We start from the raw sequence: 18,033 nt of genomic DNA on the forward strand, positions 1-18,033 counted from the left end.
GATAAATGGATAAAGTCTGTCTAAGTTTAACTTTATAATTCAAGACATAAAAATTATTAAATTTTTAGGGAAGTTATAGATAAAGATGCTAAAAATTGTGAATTTCATTTACTCATTTTTTTGTTCAAACCTCTAAAAGTAGTTAATAATTGTTGGGATATTACAGTAGGATCATAAAAAACCTGTATGCTTTTAATTTTACCGGTTTCTGAAAACTGAATTTTATCTAAGCCAGAAAAATTAATTGGGACATCTTTATGTGTTGTCTGAATTTCCCAATGAAATTCGACTTCCCCTTGGTTTGAAACTAAGAAAATATTTCTGTTTTTAATTTGAATATCTGAGGCAAAAATTTTCATAAATCCTCGAAAATATACTTTTAATCCACTTGTACCTTTAAATGCTCTACTACCAAATGGATCTTCAATGAAACCATCTAACTCGAAAAGACTGATCAATTTGTCAATATCATGTTCACGAACTGATTGAATAAAATTATTGATTGTGTTTTCAATAGTTTGTCTTGAAACTTCAATAACTTCATCTTTCTTTATCACTAAATCCTCGTTTTCCAAGGAACTGATTATATTACCTGCGTACTGCCCATATTTAAAATTAGTAATGACAACATATTGATAACGTACCTTATCTAAATCTAAATATATTGGTTGTACAAAACGCTTAATTAAAGCTTGTACCTCAAATCCAAGGGAGCCTAAGCTTTCTGAACCAAGTATCTGTGTAGCTAATTTATAATGACAAAAAAAGAAGTTAGTTAATCTTGTTTCTAAACACGATAATACTTCTATGTACTGATATAAATTAACGTGTTGATTTGGAGCATCATATATATCAATTAAAGAGCAATTATGTTCTTTTAAATATTCTGTAACAGGTAAGAATAAAGCTTTAGCTAGATTTACTATATCCAATGATTGCTTTGATTGAGCGCCACTCGCATCTCTTAATTTGACACGCAACTCATGATAATCTGCCAAAACCATTGTTTCTAAAATTAAAATGTGTTGTGCAAGATAATTGAGTATAGAACAGACTTTACTGATTTTGTTAGTTGCAGTCTGCCAATTACCTTCTTGCGTTGCGAACTGACTAGTTTTCAATAAACTTAATGAAATACATAACCAACACTCTGTAACTTGATGTACTACAACAAATAATTTATCTTCTGGATTAAAATTTCTCTGATCAAAAAGATGAGCTATAGTATCAGGCTTAATCCATTCATCATAAGGGATATTTGGTTTTTGATGATCAACAATATTTTGAGTTTTAAATTGATTAATGTAATCTTCAATTCCGAAATTAAATGAAATATCTTCTAGAAGAATTCGATACAAACCAGTCCATTGTTTAAGTTTTTTGGATATATTTTCATCCAAACCAATCAACTTTGTAAAATTTGTTTTAGTTGATTGCTCGTCAGAAAAAATATTTACCAAAGGTTCTGTAGTCTCAAGAATCTCCGCTAGAAGTTGGATTTGCTGATTGCAACCAGAAAATAATCTGCTAATCCTTTCTTCTTGTCGGACTGTTGAACGTATATCTTTCGCAGTGTCATGAATTAGTAAAAATGAAAGTTCAAAAGCAACGAGTGTTGCTCGTAGGAACAGTTCATTTTGCCAGTTAGTTTCGCATTTCCAAAGACTTTTTAGCTTTTCTATTGAAATATAAAGCTCGTAAGGTTTTGTATCCATATCAATTACACCTCAAAAGTTATCACTATTCTTGAGCAGTCAGATTTTACTAAACTATCACTGATGCAACAGGCTATATTCCTATCAAGGGGCTGGAGATAATTTATTAGTAAATAAACGGTTTTCAGACTTTCAGAAGTAATGCTATGGAATGTTCTAGTAAATTATATTGGATAATTAAGATTATAGTTCAATATGTTATCTGATGCATAGATAATATCTCGGATTTTCCGTAATTTGAATAATAGAGTTTGTTTTTTGGTTAACAAGAGAAATTACTGCTAAAAGTTTCAAGTTTAACTTAAACTTAACCTTAATCTTCGTACTTTCTGTATAGAACTCCATGATTAATTATTGAGCCAAATAAGTAGATTAACCTAATTAAATATAAAATTTCATTGCGAGTGGAACGACGTGGAATCGAGCAATCCCAGTCTCTGCATTTTACGTTTTTTAAGGATATTTAATATCAATTTAATATATTGATGCAGAGAAAGAACCCCTATTTCTGGCGCAAGATATAAGTTAGCTATGCTGCATAAACTCAACTTTGGGTAATAACGGATCTGTAACCACTCCTACTCCGCTAAAACCCCAACGGCTGAGTAAGTTACCCAACTGTGTACCGGGAATTGATTCTACAGCGAAGCGGTTAGCTAGTTCACCTGCATGGGTGTTGAGATAACTTAAAGCATCAAAGTTTTCTCGAAACAGCAATAGATAACCGGAAGTGTCGGAATTTGGATGGGCTAGGAGATAACGTCCGTCAGCCTGAGAGCGGACTATATAATAAGTTTCAGAAAACATACTCTATTAGGAATCCAAACGAATTCGAGGGTCGGCTACTTTTAAGAGCAAATCTGCAATTAAATTACCTAGATTTAGTAGTACGGCACTCATGACTAGACTAGCCATGACTAGATACTGGTCTTTTGCTATTACCGCCTGCAAAGTCAATCGTCCTAAACCAGGCCAGTTAAAGAATTGTTCTGCAATAAATGCACCACCAAATAAACCGGCTAGTTCAAAGCCTAACAAAGTAATTAAGGGGTTAATGGCATTGCGGAGGGCGTGAACGTAAATCACGCGATTTTCTGGTAGTCCTTTGGCGCGAGCAGTTTGGATGTAATCTTGACGCAAAACATCTAACAATTCACCGCGAGTAATTCTTTGCAAACCAGCAAAGCTAGTGATGCTTAAAGCAATTGTGGGTAAGATCATGTGCCAGCCGATATCAATGATTTTACCAAACCAAGAAAATTCAGCATGATTAATGCTAGTCATTCCACCGACGGGGAATAAAGGTGAGGTGATTTGAGCAAATATGAGCAGAAGTAGGGCTGTGATGAAACTGGGAAATCCTTGTCCGGTGTAGCTAATAACTTGCAGAATACGGTCGGTGGCTTGATTTTGTTTGACAGCTGCGAGAATACCAAAGGGAATGGCGATCGCCCAGGTGCAGAATAAGGATGCGATCGCTAACAACAAAGTTGCTGGTATCCGTTCCCACAATAAAGAAGCTACGGAGCGTTGGTACACAAAACTCGTGCCAAAATCTCCTTTGGTTAAAATTCGCCATAACCATAACCCAAACTGTTCTGGCCAAGATTTATTTAAACCAAATTGTTGTCTTAATTCCTCAATTCGTTCTGGGGAAATTGTGGGATTTTGCCGCAGGGTATCTACATAATCCCCTGGAGATAGTTTCATGATCAAAAAGGACAGCGCTGTAGCTAGTAATAAGGTTAACAGTGCTTGCAATATCCGTTTTATTACATAAAAAAAGGTGTCATTAGTGACTAGCCCTATTAGCGACTCTCGACCTGTCTCCAGAGAAATTTTCGTAGAAGTCATAGCAATTTCATCATTGATGATTAGTCATTAGTATTCAATTAAGGAAACAATAGGCACATCTGGTAAATGTTTACGCCCTTGTAAATCCCGTAGCTCGATAATAAACCCAAACCCTACAAGTTCGCAGCCAATCTTCTGGATTAACTTTGCAGTTGCACTGGCTGTACCACCTGTAGCAATCAAATCATCTACAATTAAAACCCGGCTATGGGGATACAAGGAGTCTTGATGCATTTCCAAACAGTCTGTACCATACTCTAATTCATATTCAATTGAGTGAACTGGTGCTGGTAACTTTCCGGGTTTGCGAACTGGAATAAAACCAGCATTTAATTTGTAAGCTAAAGGAGCAGCAAAAATAAATCCCCGCGACTCCATCCCCACAACATAATCTGCTTTTAATCCAGACTCAATACATTTTTCTGTGAAAAAGTCAATAGTGTAGCGTAATCCTTCTGGGTCGCGCAGTAAAGTAGTTATATCTCGAAATAGAATTCCGGGTTTGGGAAAATCTGGGATGTCACGAATAAGAGACTTTAAATCCATAAATATGACGGAGTAGGGTGCAGGGTGTGGGAGGTGTGGGGAAAGAAGAGGCAGGGGAGCAGGGAGCAGGGGGGAAGATTTTTAGTCCCCAATACCCAATACCCAGTTCCCAGTCCCCAATACCCGATACCTGAAAAATCCTACACTATAATGTCATATCCTGGGAATTGAGGCTGTAATTTAAAAATCCATTGACGATACAGCGAATCTACACCAATCTAAAGATAAGCTGGTATTTACAATATAGGCAGATAAAGAGATGATTTAAAAACTTAAATTTAGTATTCGCAACCATTTGAGTAGAACAAGTAATTAATATATATATCAGGTAGTATTTTTACTGCTACAAGTTTCATTTTCTTGTTTTTGCGCCTGTTTAAATTAGTTTTACTAGTTTTATTGAGTCTGTTTAGAACCGCACAAGGTATTTTATAGAATGAATGTCTCAGCAGCGATTACGCCATTGAATAGTCCAACTCCTCCATCATTACCAATGATTCTGGATACTTTACCAGACCCTGCGATCGCCGCCCAGGGTTGTCCCGCTAGAACTAGGCTACAAGTTGATCTAATTTTACTGGCGATTGAAGCTTTAGAACTGGGTGGTTCTGAAGCTATTCTGGCTTTTGCTGATGAGTTGGAATTAAAAGGTATTATTAAACACCGGGTAAATTTATGGAGGATGCGGAGTTCTAACCCCCTGCGGCGATCGCATATCCGTCGTCCCTTAAGCATCATGGAAGCAAAAGCTTTAGTGGTTATTGCTAGCTACATAGCGCGGCGTTTAACGGTTGTCATTCGCCAAATGTTAATGACATATCAACAAATGAGTGACAAGCAAATCCCTCTGGCACAAAATTTGCGCCTATCTAATTATCTAGAGAGATTTCGAGTACATTTCAAAAGTCGGATGAATGCCAGACGTTCTAGTGTATTGGCATTGAATTCTGATGAACAATTAGATGAGCTAGCAATCAATTTGTTGGGACAATTACTATTTTGCACTGGCACAGCAGGAATGCAACGCTTCTGGATTAGTCTTTTTGACGGGGAAGTAGAATGAATATTCAACGTAAGTACAGTCTACCTAATTGTACGCTGTTGTTAGAGGGTTTAAGTGATGCTGCCAAAGCTGCACAATACCAAGAAATGCGCCCAGAATTATCCATATTGGTAAATGCTGAATGTCATGTATCTGGCTATAATCAACCTCTGGTGGGAGGGCGAGAATTTTTTGAAAGCTTAGTTAGAGCAGTGAGTGGCTATGCTCAAGAATTTTTGAGCAATGTGTCCAACCCCGAAGCGCATAATCAAGGCTCAGAGTTAGTGGAGTTACAAAAAATTGCCGCTAATCGACACAGGCTAATTGTGCATTCTGAAATTGCTGCGGAGGGTTTTAAGTCTCAGCCTAACTATAATCAACCACCGATGGAACTGGATTTAAACACCGTGCAGTTATTTGATCTAGTGGAAGCTGTTGATCAATTTTTTGCTGACAGCCAAACCTTACCAGAGTTATCACTAGAATTACATCCAGTTGCTAGACGTTACGGCGGTGGTAATCAATTCTTAATCAAGCAGGGAGTACCAGCAGGTATAGGAATTTCCTCTATCGCAGTGGCGGCGATCGCGTTTAGCTTAATTCCCACCCCAGAGATGCGCCCACCAGAGCCAAAGGTTGAGGAACAGACTAGTACCATTACACCTAGCAACAATCCTCCTATAGAACCACAAAATACAATAACCCCAGATGTAGACAGTACTCCATCTAGTGAGCTAAATATTCCCAGTCCCCCAGCCCAGACAGCATCAAGACTAGCCGATTTAGAAGCAGTCTTAAATACAAGTACAGAAATTACTGATTCATCCCAACTACGTGTGATGAATAGCCAAGTTTATAACACACTTAATCCCGCTTGGACTACTCGCTCAGGATTAACAGAAGATTTAATCTATCGTGTAGGTGCAACTACTGATGGTGCGATCGTTGGTTATAAAGCCGTGAATTCACAAGCAAATCAGGACATAGAATTAACTCCCCTGCCGAACCTACTTTACAATCCGGCTAATCGTTCTGCGATCGCCAATGAACCAATAGCCCAATTTAAAGTAGTGTTTACTAAAAACGGTGTTCTGCAAGTTAGCCCTTGGTGGGGATATCAATAAATGGGTATTGGGGACTGGGTATTTGGAAACTAAAAATCTTCCCCCCCTGCTCCCTGCTCCCTGCTCCCCTGCCTCTTCTTTCCCCACACTTCCCACACCCCTCACACCGCCTCTTCTACTATCTAGCAACTTGCCTCATATAACTGCCCCATAGTTGAGCCGCTTGGCCACTGCTTCCTGATGTCGGAGAATTATTATCATTACCTAACCAGATACCAGTTACAAGCCGCCGACTGGGGATTGAGCCAATGAACCAGAGATCAACGTTATTATCAGTTGTGCCGGTTTTTCCACCTTCCCCTAGTCCAATAGAAGCAGCCCGACCAGTACCGCTAGTGATTACCTGGCGCATCATCCTGTTCATTTGATCAGCTACTCCTGTAGATAAAACACGCTGGTTAGCATCTGGATTTTGGTCAAAGGAATAGACAACACGACAGGTTGTTAAGTCATTACGATCTTGGCAATCACTACTATCGAGAATGCGGCTAATTGCATGGGGTGGATTCCATACCCCACTATTAGTAATAGCCCCGAAAGCACCAGTCATTTCTAAAACATTCACTACACTTTGTCCCAGAACCAAACCGGGAACAGCTTCCAGTGATGATTTCACCCCTAAACGCTTGGCCATAGAAACAACTCTATCTAGCCCTACTTCTCTTGCAATTCGCAGCGCAATAGGATTTTCCGACTGGGCAAAACCAACAGTCATATTCAATGAACCCCCCCCGCCTCTTCTACAGGGTTTGTAGGTAAAGCCTTGCCAAGGTAATGCAGCACAAGAATAAGTTTTAGAAGCTGGTATCCCCCTTTCCAGAGCAGCCGCGTAAGCAAAAACTTTAAAGGTGGAGCCTGGTTGTCTTTGGGCTTGGACAGCACGGTTAAATTGGCTTTGTCTAAAATCAGTCCCGCCTACCATAGATAAAATGCTACCAGTTCTCGTGTCCAGAGTGACGATCGCACCTTGAGAAAAACGAAAAGTTGACCCAGCGTTATTGACGGAATTACGTAATGCTGTTTCTGCTTGAGCTTGGATAGATCGATTTAGCTGGGTTTCAATTATATAATTACCTTCCCTAGCAGCTCCTACTCCCAAAATTGATTCTAGTTCCTGAAATACATAACTGTAAAAGTAAGGAGCAATAGTACTGGCTTGCTGTTCGCAAACTTTGGGACTAATTTGAATTGGGGAGCGCCTCGCTCGATTGGCTTCCTCTGCGGATATTTTCCCCAGATCCAACATTCGCCTAATGACACGATTGCGATAGTCAACAGGTTGTAGCCGACTGGAGGCATTTCCACAAAAATTGAAGGCGTTAGGAGCAGGTAAAATTCCCACTAATGTTGCAGCTTCGGAGAGCGTTAATTCTTTCGCTGACTTCTCAAAGTAATAACGAGCCGCATCCTCAAAGCCGGATGTATCCACGCCCAAAAATACTCGATTTAAGTAAGTCAGCAAGATTTTATCTTTACTATAAACAGTCTCTAGTTTGAAAGAGACCACAGCTTCCCGCAGTTTTCTCCCCAAAGAGTCCTGAGCGCCAACATAGTCACGAAATAAACTTCGGGCTACTTGCTGGGTAACTGTGCTGGCTCCCTGCTGCACATCTCCACTACGAGTATTAATCAGGATGGCTCGCAAAATCCCCAATGGATCAATGCCAAAGTGCCAATTATAACGACTATCTTCTGAGGAAACGACGGCTGCGGGTAAATAAGGGCCAAAATCCTCTAAGCGTTGCAGATCCACGTGGGAGTTACTGCGAGGTTGACGCAGAGGAGTGGAGCCATCACCAGCATAAATGACGACGGGAGCGCTAGTCGCTGTGGGTAGGGGTCTGACAGAAAATTTGAGCCATTCTACCCCTATGACTAACCCCACTAGGGCGCTAATACCACCAATACCATAAGCTGCCCAAGTTGCTGCTTTAATGTGCAAAGGTGCTGGGTCAACATATTGTAGCCGCACTGAAGCCGCTAGTTCTGGTGGTCCGAGGGTGAAAATATCACCGTGGCGCAGCTCTAACTTATTAATCCGGCGTTTACCACGATAAATACCGTTGGTGGAATTTTCATCTTTGATCAGAAAAACAGGGGTGCGCTGTGTCGAATCCCGCGACAGTGACAGGTGAATTTGGCTGACCACTGGATTCCGAACTACGATATCACAGGATTTAGAACTACGACCGAGGATATAGCGATCGCCTAACAATGGATAGACTTCCGCTTTGTCCGCCCCCGCATCCTGCACCCATATCTCTGGTACTTTGGCATTAGGCTTGAGCGCCAACTTGGAAAAGTCAACCCTTGCTTGAATTGTCTGTACTGCTTGAGTCAGTTGACCAAGTAAAGTTTGTGGCTTGTGAGGCGGTTGGGGGGAACTCATCGGCTATTTACATCACATTTGTTGGCAAAGAATCGGGCGAATGACAATCTGCATACACATATTCCACTATTCTACTCATCAGCCACAGTAGAAATGGGCTGTACGGAATTTTTACCGATTCAATCTTACACTAAAACAATATCGACTCAGAAAACTTACCCAATGGGGTTGGTATTTTTTCTATTTTTATAAAAATTTAGTTCTATCATCTCTGACCCTGATTTTACTTAATATTATTTATCAAATAATCAGGGTTAATACTTGGAGCTTGGTGTTTCTCAAAACCCAGTTTTATTTTCAGATAAATTCAAAGTTTACATCTTCAGAATCTCCTACACTTTTTCCGTGATTTATACATCCTTATTTAGGCAGATTTTCTCCGATAATTTGTTTGATTTAATTGGCGGAGTGTTCTATTTCCGTTGAGGTAAATTTCTAAATGAAGGGAAAATTTCTGCCCCTGATTGGTACAGCTTTAACCTTGGTTTTGACTACCAATGTTGCTTTTGCTGAATCAAGTAAATCCCCCATAGGTGAATCCGATAGCTTATCTATGAATGCGCCCACGGAAATTAAGCTTTCACTAGAAGGTATGAAAATTCTGTGTGAGCGATCGCCTCTTAATTCCCGTTGTCCGGGGGGTACAGCACTTGTACCTGTTACCGCCGATCCCAGTGATATTTCAGTACCACTTTTAGATACTAACACCACTATTGAAAACCCAACTACTCCAGAAACCTTAATGCCAGATACGTCTGAACCCAATAATACCTCAGTTCCAGCCCCAGAAAGTTTTATGCAGAATGAGTTAGAGTTTCAGCCTGAAGCTAACCCCTAATAAATTAGGAAAATAGACTTACTGAAAACATCTAACTACAAGTAGTTAACATCTCTGGTATAAATTCCATTTTGATAATTCCACGACTTTAAAAAAGCTGATATGCTTATTCTCCAAAAAAGTCGTGGGATTATTAACTCTTCATATCACTATCACCTATCACTAGAAGTTGGTGTTTTTTGGAAAGAAGCAACTAACAGACAAAAAATACCAATACTTATAAATGAATCTGCCATATTAAATACAGCAAAATTAATCAGGCGAAAATCTAGGAAATCAACAACATAACCTAAAACAAAGCGATCAATTCCATTTCCCATTGCTCCGCCTAAAATCAAACCATAGCCTAACTGATCCCAATAATTTAACTCCTGACCAAACCAAGCCACTGCTATCAATACCAAACTCACACCCAAGGATAGCCAGCGTAACCACTCTACCTTCCCACTCAATAGACTAAAAGCCGCACCTGTATTAGTCACATAAGTAAAATGAAATACATCAGGTATTATAGGTAGTGTTTGTCCTAAGCTAAAGGTTTGTACTACCCAATATTTTGTCAATTGATCTAAGAAAAAAGCAATAAAAGCCGCAATCCAAAACAGATGATTTTTTAAACGCATGAAACTAGGGAGTAGGGAGTGGAGAGTAAAAACTGAAAATATCAGAAGCAGGATATCCTCCAATTATTGTTACTTCTGATACCATTTGTATATAAACTGATAGAACTAATAAAACATTAAATGACGTAATATATAGGCTATTACCGTCACAGCACAAACTACAGCTAGTTGACCGGGTAATGCAAACCAAGAATATCTCAGGATTGCTTGCATTAGAGCTAAATGTTCTGTACCTTTCCACTGAAAAATATAACTGATAATCAGATAGGTGACACCGCAGAGGTGAACAGTTAATAAGCCAGTCAAACAACTAAAAGCCAAGCTTTCTAACCTCGGCCTAGCTTGAAAAGCTAAAAACCCACAAATCCACGCTCCAGGAATAAAACCTAGCAAATAACCAAAATGGGACAGCTTAACATAACCAATACCTCCACCATCAGCAAATACAGGTAGCAAGGTTAAACCCATGACCAAGTAGGCTATTTGTGATAATGCACCAGCATTTTTACCTCCTAAACATCCTACTAACAATACAGCACCGACTTGACAGGTAACACCTAGAGAAAAAGTCTGAATTCCTGGCTTACCCCAACTCCCAGGGATGGTAACACCATAAGCTTCTAGAAAAGTACCGCCCATTGTCAAGAGCAAACCCACCATAGACCATAGTAATTGAACAGTTCCCACATTTCCCACGCTTCCAGCCATTTTACTTGCACAAATGCTCAAACAATTTTAACAAGGACTCTTTCTGTGTTTGAGACTTTATTTTGAGAATAAATTTATACAGATTAATCCTACTTGATTAATGCTCAGTTTTCATTATGACAAGTGAATCATATTTTGAGTTGCTTCTATACCGTAGGAATCAGTGTGAATTTCTGTTTGTTTAGTATCTAAATAAATACTTTAATGATTAGAGAATATTTTAGGACTTACGCATAATCTACGTTTTCTTGGCGTTCTACAGCCGTTGCGGGCATGGGCGGTTTGGCGGTATGCGCTTCGCGCACGCTACGCGAACGATAAATCAATACTTTTGGCAATTGTTGCGTAAGTCCTGTATTTATATAATTTGCCATTATTCAGCATTAAAAAACCAGAATATTTTTCTATATATAAATGATTACTTAAAATAAAGGTAATTCGGAAAATATCCTCATTTTAAAAATACAAATAAGACCTATTGAATAAAAGATCATATATTGTGATTAACCTCAGAATACATAATCTATGTTGTGCAGTTAAAAGTAATTAAAGATGATTTAGTTTTTTTATTTAACTTACTAATATGGATGATCGAAACCACTGTTAAACCTCAAATATTGCGAAGATATTTAGCATTTATGGTCGCTAAAATCTGTTTATTAACACTCTCGAAAGTAGCAGTATTTTATCGTAAGCTTTTAATTTCTCAGCAACCATAATTTGTGTATATTTCACTCCTTATTTGGCGGTAGCTACGTCAATATTTATGGCATAAACCCGAACAATAGTTAACCACTGTCGCTGCTAAGTTTTTTCATGTTAAGTATATTTGTTTAATTTTTAATAAGTGATTTTTTGGAATTCAATGTGGTCATAATATGGGAAGTTGATTCTTGTTTTGATGTTACATGAGCGAATAGCTCTTGATAGCTTTCCAATGCTTGCTCAAAGGAATAGTTTTCTACGGCAAACTCTCTGCCTTTTTTACCGAGATGCGATCCTAGAGTGGGATTTTCATATAGTTTTTGCACTGCATCGGCTAAGGCCTCAGGTGATTCTGGATCTACAACTATACCACCACCACTGAGTTGAATGGCTTGAGCCGCAGTCCCATTTTTAGGAACTGAACCTATTATTGGTTTACCACTGGCTAAAAGCAAGGGAATCTTGGAAGGCATATTAAATGAAATCACATTGTGCTTTTGCACAATTAACCCTACATTAGCTGCTGCTAACATTTCCGGTAGTTTTTCTCTTGGTTGTAAGGGTAATAAAAGTACATTATCTGCGTCACAACTCAGACAATATTTCTGCAATCTTTCTAATGCTGTGGATTCCCCAGCAATCACAAATACAATATCTTTAATTTCACGGCAGCGAACTGCTGTTTCTATTACTGTTTCTAGTCCTTGTGTTAGGGCAATGTTACCTGAGTAAAGGACGACAAATTTACCATCTAATTTATGTTCTGATTTCCAGGAATTCTTCTTATTTGCTAGAGGCTGAATAAAATTTATGTTTACCCAATTGGGAATGCAAACTATTTTTTTATTAGGCACGCCCTTATTTACTAAATTCTCTCGAAATCCTTCACTAATGACGCTGATAGTGTGTGAATTTCGATAGGCAAATTTTTCTAGGAATGTTAGCACTCGGATCATCAATTTGTTTTTGATTAGTCCGATGCGTATAGCCGCTTCTGGGAGAATATCTTGAACATTCAGTACTACTGGGCAATTGTTTAGCCAACCCAGGAAGGCTGCGGGCAAGGAAACCAGTAGTGGTGGTACGGTTAACAGAATAACGTCTGGTTTTTTGCCTTTTAGGGCTTGTGGCAAACTGGTAAAGACAAAGCTCAACTCTAGGAGTAACCGATCAAGAAGGTTAGGTTTGGATTTGATTCGGAGATAACTACGCTGAATAGTGACACCATTTTTTTCTTCGGTTATGTACCATTTGCCTTGATATCCCTCGTAAATTTGGCGTTGGGGATAATTGGGCATTCCTGTAATCACCCGGACTTCATGACCTTGCTCTACTAGTCCTTCTGCTAGTTCAGTCATCAAAGGCGCAATGCCAATGGGTTCTGGATAGTAGTTATAAGAATAAATCAAAATGTACATAAGGTGTTAATGTCTTGGAGGCACTATCATAAAGTCGGCTTTGCTGAGATAATTATTATACAGGAATCATAATCTTCAGTTTTAATCTGTAAGTTAGTGTAAAGGTCTGTACCAGTGGCAGAACAATTGCCAGTAGGCTCTAAGGAATAGTCACCAAGACGACCAACCCGCAAAACTCGCAACAAAGTCGTATATAAAAGAATTAGTGACAGTATATCAGCCTTAACTACAAAGCGGATCTTTTCTAGAGTAGTTTTAGGTACAGCTTTGAGCAAAACTTAATATATTTCTACATGACTGTGTGATTTGGGTTTGTTATGGGCTGCAATTATGCGGATAGTAAGCTCCTAGCGATCGCCACAACAAGATAAAGTTTCACATTTGAGGAATTTAATTTCTAGTTTTTCCAGATTTATGGAGTTTTGAGCAAGTTTTGCAAAGAATTGCTCAAAGACTGATCAAATTAGTAAACTTACTTATCAATATCTAATTAAATATGTATCAATTTAATTGACACAATTAGGTTTTCATGTAGGAATTTGATCAAAAGAATATACTTTCTTGCCTTTGTTAACCTTTCGTTTACCTTAAGATGTATCTTTTAGAGGTATCCTAATATCGCTCATCTGGATCAATTCACTAAAGATTTACAGCAATGCTGTCACGTCTACAATGTATCAAAAAAATTCCCTAGCAGCTACAGCATCAGTGTTAGCACTAAAATTTAGCTTAGGGGCTTGTGTCACAGAGAAAGCCTCAGAGATTTCCGGTGATACTGCTACATCTGTAGACTTTGATCCCAGTGATGTTGCCATGACCGATAAAGCAAGGTCTTTTTGATTTGAATCCGTAGTCGTTTCGCAAAGTGAACATATTTTTCATGGTTCTCAATCGCAAAGTCCTTTCAGCAATCGCCTCTCTACCTATCCTGTTGGTAGCAACAGCCTGCGCACCCGAACCAGAAGCTGGTGGTGATGGTACCCCGCCAGCTGGTCAGCCTGTTAGTGGTGGCGGGCAGAAGGTAGCCATTAGTGGTGCTGGGGCGAGCTTCCCTGCACCTCTGTTTCAACGGTGGTTTGATGCCTATAATCGCCAAGTTGACCCTAATGTCCAGGTGAGCTATCAATCCATAGGAAGTGGTGCTGGTTTAGAGCAGTACATTAAAGATACGGTAGATTTTGGAGCTAGTGAAGCACCGATTACTGACTCTGCTGACCGACTAAAGTCATTCAAAGACACTCATGATTACGATCCGATTCAAGTTCCCATGACTGGAGGCTTCATCTCCTTTTCCTACAACTTGCCAGGAATCGATGATCAACAACTCAAACTATCCCGGACAACCTATTGTGGCATTGTCATGGGGAAAATTACTAAATGGAGTGATCCAGCGATCGCGGCGGATAACCCTGATTTAACTATTCCCGACTTACCTGTAACCTTTGCCCATCGTTCTGATGGTAGTGGTACCACCTTTGTATTCACCAACCACATCCAAACAGTCTGCCCAGACTGGACTGCTGGTGCAGGAACTTCAGTAGACTGGCCAGTGGGAGTTGGCGGTCAAGGTAACGAAGGAGTAGCCGCCGCCATTCAACAAAATGAAGGAGCTATTGGTTATTTATCCTATGCCTATGCTGCTCTGAATGACATTGACTCGGCCTTAATTCAAAACAAAGCCGGAACCTTTATCGCCCCATCCCCTGAAGCAGCAGGTAAAGCTTTACTAGATGAGCCAGTACCCGATGACTTCGCTCTTTTAGTCCCCGACCCAAGCGGTCCAGATTCCTATCCCATAGTAGGTCTAGCTTGGGTGATGATTTATCGAGACTATGAAGACGATGCCAAATGGCAAGCCATGCGTAAGGTGTTTGAATGGTCATTAGGCGCAGAAGGCAAAAAGGTGGCAGAAGAACTTCTCTATGTCCCCATTCCTGACGCTCTAGTAGAGCGGATTAAAAAGGAGTTTGACACCGTAAACGCCAAGTAAGAATCTGAGATGATTGGGAGTGTTTGATGATCAAGGACACTCCCAAAATTAAGGAAAAACACCCAAGTTGGAAAATCACCATATAAAAAGATTATGGAGAGAAAAACGTCATGACATCGGCTAATCAATCAACTGGATTAACGGGGCGTAGCCTAGAAAAGCAAACCAGTCCGGCTAGGGTTCTCGATGTAGGTTTTTGGGGACTAACGTTGCTCCTTGCCATCAGTGCGGGAGCAGTTTTACTCTGGGTGATCCTACAAACGGCCATAGCAGCTGCACCAGCCATTCAAGAATTTGGTCTTGGTTTTTTAGTGAATACAACCTGGGACCCTGTAAAGGACATCTATGGCGTACTGCCTCAGATATATGGAACCATAGTCACTGCCTTTATTGCCCTGTTAATTGCTGTTCCCCTGGGCATCGGAGTGGCAATCTTTTTAACTGAAGGATTTGCTCCTCAGTGGGTAACAACTCCCATTGCCTTTGCCATTGAGCTAATTGTGGCTATTCCCAGTGTCGTTTTAGGAATCTGGGGTATTTTCGTCCTCATTCCTGTGATCAAGCCGATTTTCGGGTTTCTCAATGCCTACTTGGGCTGGATTCCTATTTTTAGTGGCAGAACTCCTCTGGGCAACAGCTTACTAATTGTGGGCTTGGTACTGGCAATTATGATTGTTCCTATTATTATCTCTATCACCCGCAGCACCTTTGAAGTCCTACCCGCATATCTCCGGAATGGTTCCTTAGCTTTGGGCGCAACCCGTTGGGAAACGATCCTGAGAGTGCTGATTCCGGCTGGCTTGTCTGGCATTATCAGTTCCGTGATGTTGGCTATGGGTAGGGCGATGGGAGAAACTATGGTGGCCGCCATGCTAGTTGGTAATGCTAATAGCATTAAAATCTCATGGGTTCAACCTGGCTCGACGATTACCGGTTTGATTGCTTCCCAGTTTGGAGAAGCGGGACGCACCCAAGTTGCGGCTCTAATGTACGCTGGACTGGTGCTAATGGTCTTGTCCCTGGTGGTGAACATTTTATCTGAAGTGATCATTCGTCGATTCCAGAATATTGAGTAAAGTTTCCGGCTTTTTCCGCAGTTTTTATTCAGAGTAGATGCAAAATTAAATTTACGGAAAATCAATTATGGATAATCCAGCTAGTCAGCCTGACTTTGGGTCTAAAGGCAATAATTTCGATATCAGTGGTCAGACTATGGCTGCCCATCGCCGCATTACGGGGCAGGTATTGACGATTTTAACTATGGTCTTTGCCTCGGTGGTAGTTATCCCTCTACTTTCTATCGGTGTACTATGGGGGTGCGATCGCCCTTCGGGATGTAACAATGGATATCCTGAAGGATAAAATTACCGCTTTCATTGGTCCTTCTGGTTGTGGTAAAAGTACTCTTCTACGTTGCTTCAATCGCACTAATGACTTAATTGCGGGTGCTGAGGTTAAAGGCCAACTAAATTACCGCGGCCAGAACTTTTATGCGCCTGGGGTTAACCCTGTGGTTGTACGTCGTCGGATTGGTATGGTGTTTCAGCAGCCTAACCCTTTTCCTAAAACTATTTATGACAATGTAGCCTATGGTCTGAGAGTAAATGGCATTAAGGACAACATGGATGAGATTATCGAAAATTCTCTCCGTCGTGCCGCCCTCTGGGATGAGGTTAAAGATAATATGAAAAAGAAGTTAGGCACTTCCCTTTCCGGGGGACAACAGCAGCGTCTATGTATTGCCCGTGCTATTGCAATTCAGCCGGATGTGATTTTGATGGATGAGCCTTGCTCTGCTCTTGATCCTGTCTCGACGCTGCGAATTGAGGAGTTAATGCTTGATCTTAAACAGCAATACACGATTGTGATTGTCACCCACAATATGCAGCAAGCGTCTAGAGTCGCGGATTATACCGCTTTCTTTAATGCTGAAGCTCTGGATGGAGGTAAGCGTGTAGGTTATTTGGTAGAAGTAGATACTACTGAGAATATTTTCTCTAGTCCTCAACATGACAGCACCCGCGATTATGTGAGTGGTCGTTTTGGCTAAGACTAGAGACAGTGATTATAAATCTGTAAAGGATGGTCGAGCTTTGCTTGTTATCTCATTCTGCTGGTCAGGAGACTAAAAACTCCATTCCTGATCAGCATCCTACCTCCCTGGGCAAATAGCCAAAGAGGTTAGTGAAATTTTATCCCAAGTATGTTCTCGATCGCAGAACCCAACACGACACTATATTAATTATGGCTACTAAGACTAGGACAGTGAATGACACTGACATCGCTTTACGGACAGAAGGTCTAAATGTTTACTACGGTAATTTCTTGGCTTTACAGAATATTTGGCTGGATATCCCGAAAAATCAGGTAACATCCTTTATTGGCCCTTCTGGCTGCGGTAAAAGTACATTGCTGCGATGCTATAACCGTCTGAATGATGTGATCAATTCTTTTCGCGCCGAAGGTAAAGTTCATTTTTACAATAACAATCTCTATGCACCAAATATTGATCCTGTAGAGGTGCGTCGGCGAATTGGGATGGTGTTTCAAAGACCAAATCCGTTTCCTAAATCAATTTATGAAAATATTACTTTTGGAGCTAAAATCAATGGCTATAAAGGTAATTTAGATGAGTTAGTTGAACAAAGTCTGCGACAAGCTGCTTTGTGGGATGAAGTTAAAGATAAACTACGCCAAAGCGGTACATCTTTATCTGGTGGACAACAGCAAAGGTTGTGTATTGCCCGTGCGATCGCAGTGCAACCAGAAGTTATTCTCATGGATGAACCTTGTTCAGCCCTAGACCCTATTTCGACTTTGCGGGTGGAAGAACTAATTCACGAACTTAAAGAGAAATATACAATCGTGATTGTTACCCACAATATGCAACAGGCAGCGCGGGTGTCTGATAATACAGCATTTTTCAACGTCAAGCTTTCTGAGGGTGGTCGCAGTGGTTATCTAGTTGAATTTAATTCCACAGAACTCATTTTCAATGATCCTCAGCAAGAAGATACCCGAGATTATGTCAGTGGCAGATTTGGTTAAATATCGTAGATTTTCGACAGTTAGGGATATTTA

The 18,033-nt window shown here is 40.2% G+C and carries 17 protein-coding genes and 1 pseudogene; 9 read left to right on the plus strand and 9 right to left on the minus strand.

Translation table 11 applies throughout. From position 1 onward, the window contains the following. Positions 1–104 precede the first annotated feature (104 nt). The 4 genes from VB620_RS06110 to VB620_RS06125 all read right to left on the minus strand — a co-directional run bounded on the left by VB620_RS06110 (position 105) and on the right by VB620_RS06125 (position 4,115). The gene (locus tag VB620_RS06110) at positions 105–1,715 is read right to left on the minus strand and encodes a tryptophan 2,3-dioxygenase family protein (protein ID WP_323195252.1); all 1,611 of its coding nucleotides are present in this window, start codon (positions 1,713–1,715) and stop codon (positions 105–107) included. Positions 1,716–2,240: 525 nt separating this feature from the next. Then, positions 2,241–2,522, minus strand: a complete 282-nt coding sequence (locus VB620_RS06115; protein ID WP_323195253.1) for a hypothetical protein — start codon at positions 2,520–2,522, stop codon at positions 2,241–2,243. Positions 2,523–2,528: 6 nt separating this feature from the next. After that, positions 2,529–3,569, minus strand: a complete 1,041-nt coding sequence (locus VB620_RS06120; RefSeq protein ID WP_323195254.1) for an ABC transporter permease — start codon at positions 3,567–3,569, stop codon at positions 2,529–2,531. Between the two features lie 27 nt (positions 3,570–3,596). Next, on the minus strand, positions 3,597–4,115 hold the full coding sequence (locus VB620_RS06125) for an adenine phosphoribosyltransferase (RefSeq protein WP_323195255.1): 519 nt from the start codon (positions 4,113–4,115) through the stop codon (positions 3,597–3,599). Between the two features lie 436 nt (positions 4,116–4,551). On the opposite strand from VB620_RS06125, the gene VB620_RS06130 reads away from it, so the two are divergent. Together VB620_RS06130 and VB620_RS06135 are read left to right on the plus strand one after the other, a co-directional pair. Then, complete coding sequence (locus VB620_RS06130) at positions 4,552–5,178, plus strand: DUF3038 domain-containing protein (RefSeq protein WP_323195256.1); 627 nt, start codon at positions 4,552–4,554, stop codon at positions 5,176–5,178. Further along, positions 5,175–6,275: pseudogene (locus tag VB620_RS06135) on the plus strand (DUF4335 domain-containing protein); the annotation flags it as partial. The gene VB620_RS06130 and the pseudogene VB620_RS06135, both read left to right, overlap by 4 nt. A 124-nt stretch (positions 6,276–6,399) precedes the next feature. On the opposite strand, the gene VB620_RS06140 reads toward VB620_RS06135, so the two are convergent. Next, positions 6,400–8,670 (minus strand): transglycosylase domain-containing protein, encoded by a 2,271-nt coding sequence (locus tag VB620_RS06140; protein ID WP_323195258.1) that lies wholly within the window; start codon positions 8,668–8,670, stop codon positions 6,400–6,402. 439 nt (positions 8,671–9,109) lie between these two features. Here VB620_RS06140 and VB620_RS06145 point away from each other — a divergent pair, with 439 nt between their 5' ends. Beyond that, positions 9,110–9,508, plus strand: a complete 399-nt coding sequence (locus VB620_RS06145) for a hypothetical protein (RefSeq protein WP_323195259.1) — start codon at positions 9,110–9,112, stop codon at positions 9,506–9,508. A 152-nt stretch (positions 9,509–9,660) separates the two neighbouring features. Here the strand turns inward: VB620_RS06145 and lspA are convergent, their stop codons facing one another. From lspA to VB620_RS06165, 4 genes are all read right to left on the minus strand, one after another. Then, positions 9,661–10,131, minus strand: coding sequence for a signal peptidase II (gene lspA / locus VB620_RS06150; RefSeq protein WP_323195260.1), 471 nt, complete (start codon positions 10,129–10,131; stop codon positions 9,661–9,663). Positions 10,132–10,236: 105 nt separating this feature from the next. Continuing rightward, complete coding sequence (locus VB620_RS06155; RefSeq protein ID WP_323195261.1) at positions 10,237–10,839, minus strand: biotin transporter BioY; 603 nt, start codon at positions 10,837–10,839, stop codon at positions 10,237–10,239. 833 nt (positions 10,840–11,672) lie between these two features. Then, entirely contained in the window at positions 11,673–12,962 is a 1,290-nt protein-coding gene (locus VB620_RS06160; protein ID WP_323195262.1) for a glycosyltransferase family 4 protein, read from the minus strand. 26 nt (positions 12,963–12,988) lie between these two features. Continuing rightward, on the minus strand, positions 12,989–13,237 hold the full coding sequence (locus VB620_RS06165) for a hypothetical protein (protein WP_323195263.1): 249 nt from the start codon (positions 13,235–13,237) through the stop codon (positions 12,989–12,991). A gap of 397 nt (positions 13,238–13,634) precedes the next feature. Between VB620_RS06165 and VB620_RS06170 the strand changes: the two genes are divergently transcribed. From VB620_RS06170 to pstB (VB620_RS06195), 6 genes are all read left to right on the plus strand, one after another. Then, positions 13,635–13,802: a hypothetical protein gene (locus tag VB620_RS06170; protein ID WP_323195264.1), complete on the plus strand. Its 168-nt coding sequence runs from the start codon at positions 13,635–13,637 to the stop codon at positions 13,800–13,802. 40 nt (positions 13,803–13,842) lie between these two features. Further along, positions 13,843–14,952 carry a phosphate ABC transporter substrate-binding protein PstS gene (gene pstS / locus VB620_RS06175; RefSeq protein ID WP_323195265.1) on the plus strand — a complete coding sequence of 370 codons (1,110 nt, stop codon included), beginning with the start codon at positions 13,843–13,845 and terminating at the stop codon, positions 14,950–14,952. Between the two features lie 110 nt (positions 14,953–15,062). Further along, the gene (pstC, locus tag VB620_RS06180; RefSeq protein WP_323195266.1) at positions 15,063–16,028 is read left to right on the plus strand and encodes a phosphate ABC transporter permease subunit PstC; all 966 of its coding nucleotides are present in this window, start codon (positions 15,063–15,065) and stop codon (positions 16,026–16,028) included. Between the two features lie 67 nt (positions 16,029–16,095). Then, positions 16,096–16,314, plus strand: a complete 219-nt coding sequence (locus VB620_RS06185) for a hypothetical protein (protein WP_323195267.1) — start codon at positions 16,096–16,098, stop codon at positions 16,312–16,314. Then, the gene (gene pstB, locus VB620_RS06190) at positions 16,295–17,002 is read left to right on the plus strand and encodes a phosphate ABC transporter ATP-binding protein PstB (protein ID WP_323195268.1); all 708 of its coding nucleotides are present in this window, start codon (positions 16,295–16,297) and stop codon (positions 17,000–17,002) included. The genes VB620_RS06185 and pstB (VB620_RS06190) overlap by 20 nt, the downstream gene beginning before the upstream one ends. Positions 17,003–17,196: 194 nt before the next feature. Then, a complete protein-coding gene (gene pstB, locus VB620_RS06195) occupies positions 17,197–18,000 on the plus strand; it encodes a phosphate ABC transporter ATP-binding protein PstB (protein ID WP_323195269.1) in 804 nt (267 codons plus the stop codon). Positions 18,001–18,033: the final 33 nt, after the last annotated feature.

The sequence above is a fragment of the Nodularia harveyana UHCC-0300 genome (assembly GCF_034931085.1).
GTDB classification, from domain to species: Bacteria; Cyanobacteriota; Cyanobacteriia; order Cyanobacteriales; family Nostocaceae; genus Nodularia; species Nodularia harveyana.

What these genes read in the sequence shown, in the direction of transcription:
- pstC (WP_323195266.1), top strand. Translation starts at nt 15,063, where the DNA reads ATGACATCGGCTAATCAATCAACTGGATTAACGGGGCGTAGCCTAGAA.
- VB620_RS06115 (WP_323195253.1), bottom strand. Translation starts at nt 2,522, where the DNA reads ATGTTTTCTGAAACTTATTATATAGTCCGCTCTCAGGCTGACGGACGT.
- VB620_RS06155 (WP_323195261.1), bottom strand. Translation starts at nt 10,839, where the DNA reads ATGGCTGGAAGCGTGGGAAATGTGGGAACTGTTCAATTACTATGGTCT.
- VB620_RS06160 (WP_323195262.1), bottom strand. Translation starts at nt 12,962, where the DNA reads ATGTACATTTTGATTTATTCTTATAACTACTATCCAGAACCCATTGGC.
- pstS (WP_323195265.1), top strand. Translation starts at nt 13,843, where the DNA reads ATGGTTCTCAATCGCAAAGTCCTTTCAGCAATCGCCTCTCTACCTATC.
- VB620_RS06140 (WP_323195258.1), bottom strand. Translation starts at nt 8,670, where the DNA reads ATGAGTTCCCCCCAACCGCCTCACAAGCCACAAACTTTACTTGGTCAA.
- VB620_RS06145 (WP_323195259.1), top strand. Translation starts at nt 9,110, where the DNA reads ATGAAGGGAAAATTTCTGCCCCTGATTGGTACAGCTTTAACCTTGGTT.
- VB620_RS06185 (WP_323195267.1), top strand. Translation starts at nt 16,096, where the DNA reads ATGGATAATCCAGCTAGTCAGCCTGACTTTGGGTCTAAAGGCAATAAT.
- VB620_RS06110 (WP_323195252.1), bottom strand. Translation starts at nt 1,715, where the DNA reads ATGGATACAAAACCTTACGAGCTTTATATTTCAATAGAAAAGCTAAAA.
- VB620_RS06120 (WP_323195254.1), bottom strand. Translation starts at nt 3,569, where the DNA reads ATGACTTCTACGAAAATTTCTCTGGAGACAGGTCGAGAGTCGCTAATA.
- VB620_RS06170 (WP_323195264.1), top strand. Translation starts at nt 13,635, where the DNA reads ATGTATCAAAAAAATTCCCTAGCAGCTACAGCATCAGTGTTAGCACTA.
- pstB (WP_323195268.1), top strand. Translation starts at nt 16,295, where the DNA reads ATGGATATCCTGAAGGATAAAATTACCGCTTTCATTGGTCCTTCTGGT.
- lspA (WP_323195260.1), bottom strand. Translation starts at nt 10,131, where the DNA reads ATGCGTTTAAAAAATCATCTGTTTTGGATTGCGGCTTTTATTGCTTTT.
- VB620_RS06125 (WP_323195255.1), bottom strand. Translation starts at nt 4,115, where the DNA reads ATGGATTTAAAGTCTCTTATTCGTGACATCCCAGATTTTCCCAAACCC.
- pstB (WP_323195269.1), top strand. Translation starts at nt 17,197, where the DNA reads ATGGCTACTAAGACTAGGACAGTGAATGACACTGACATCGCTTTACGG.
- VB620_RS06130 (WP_323195256.1), top strand. Translation starts at nt 4,552, where the DNA reads ATGAATGTCTCAGCAGCGATTACGCCATTGAATAGTCCAACTCCTCCA.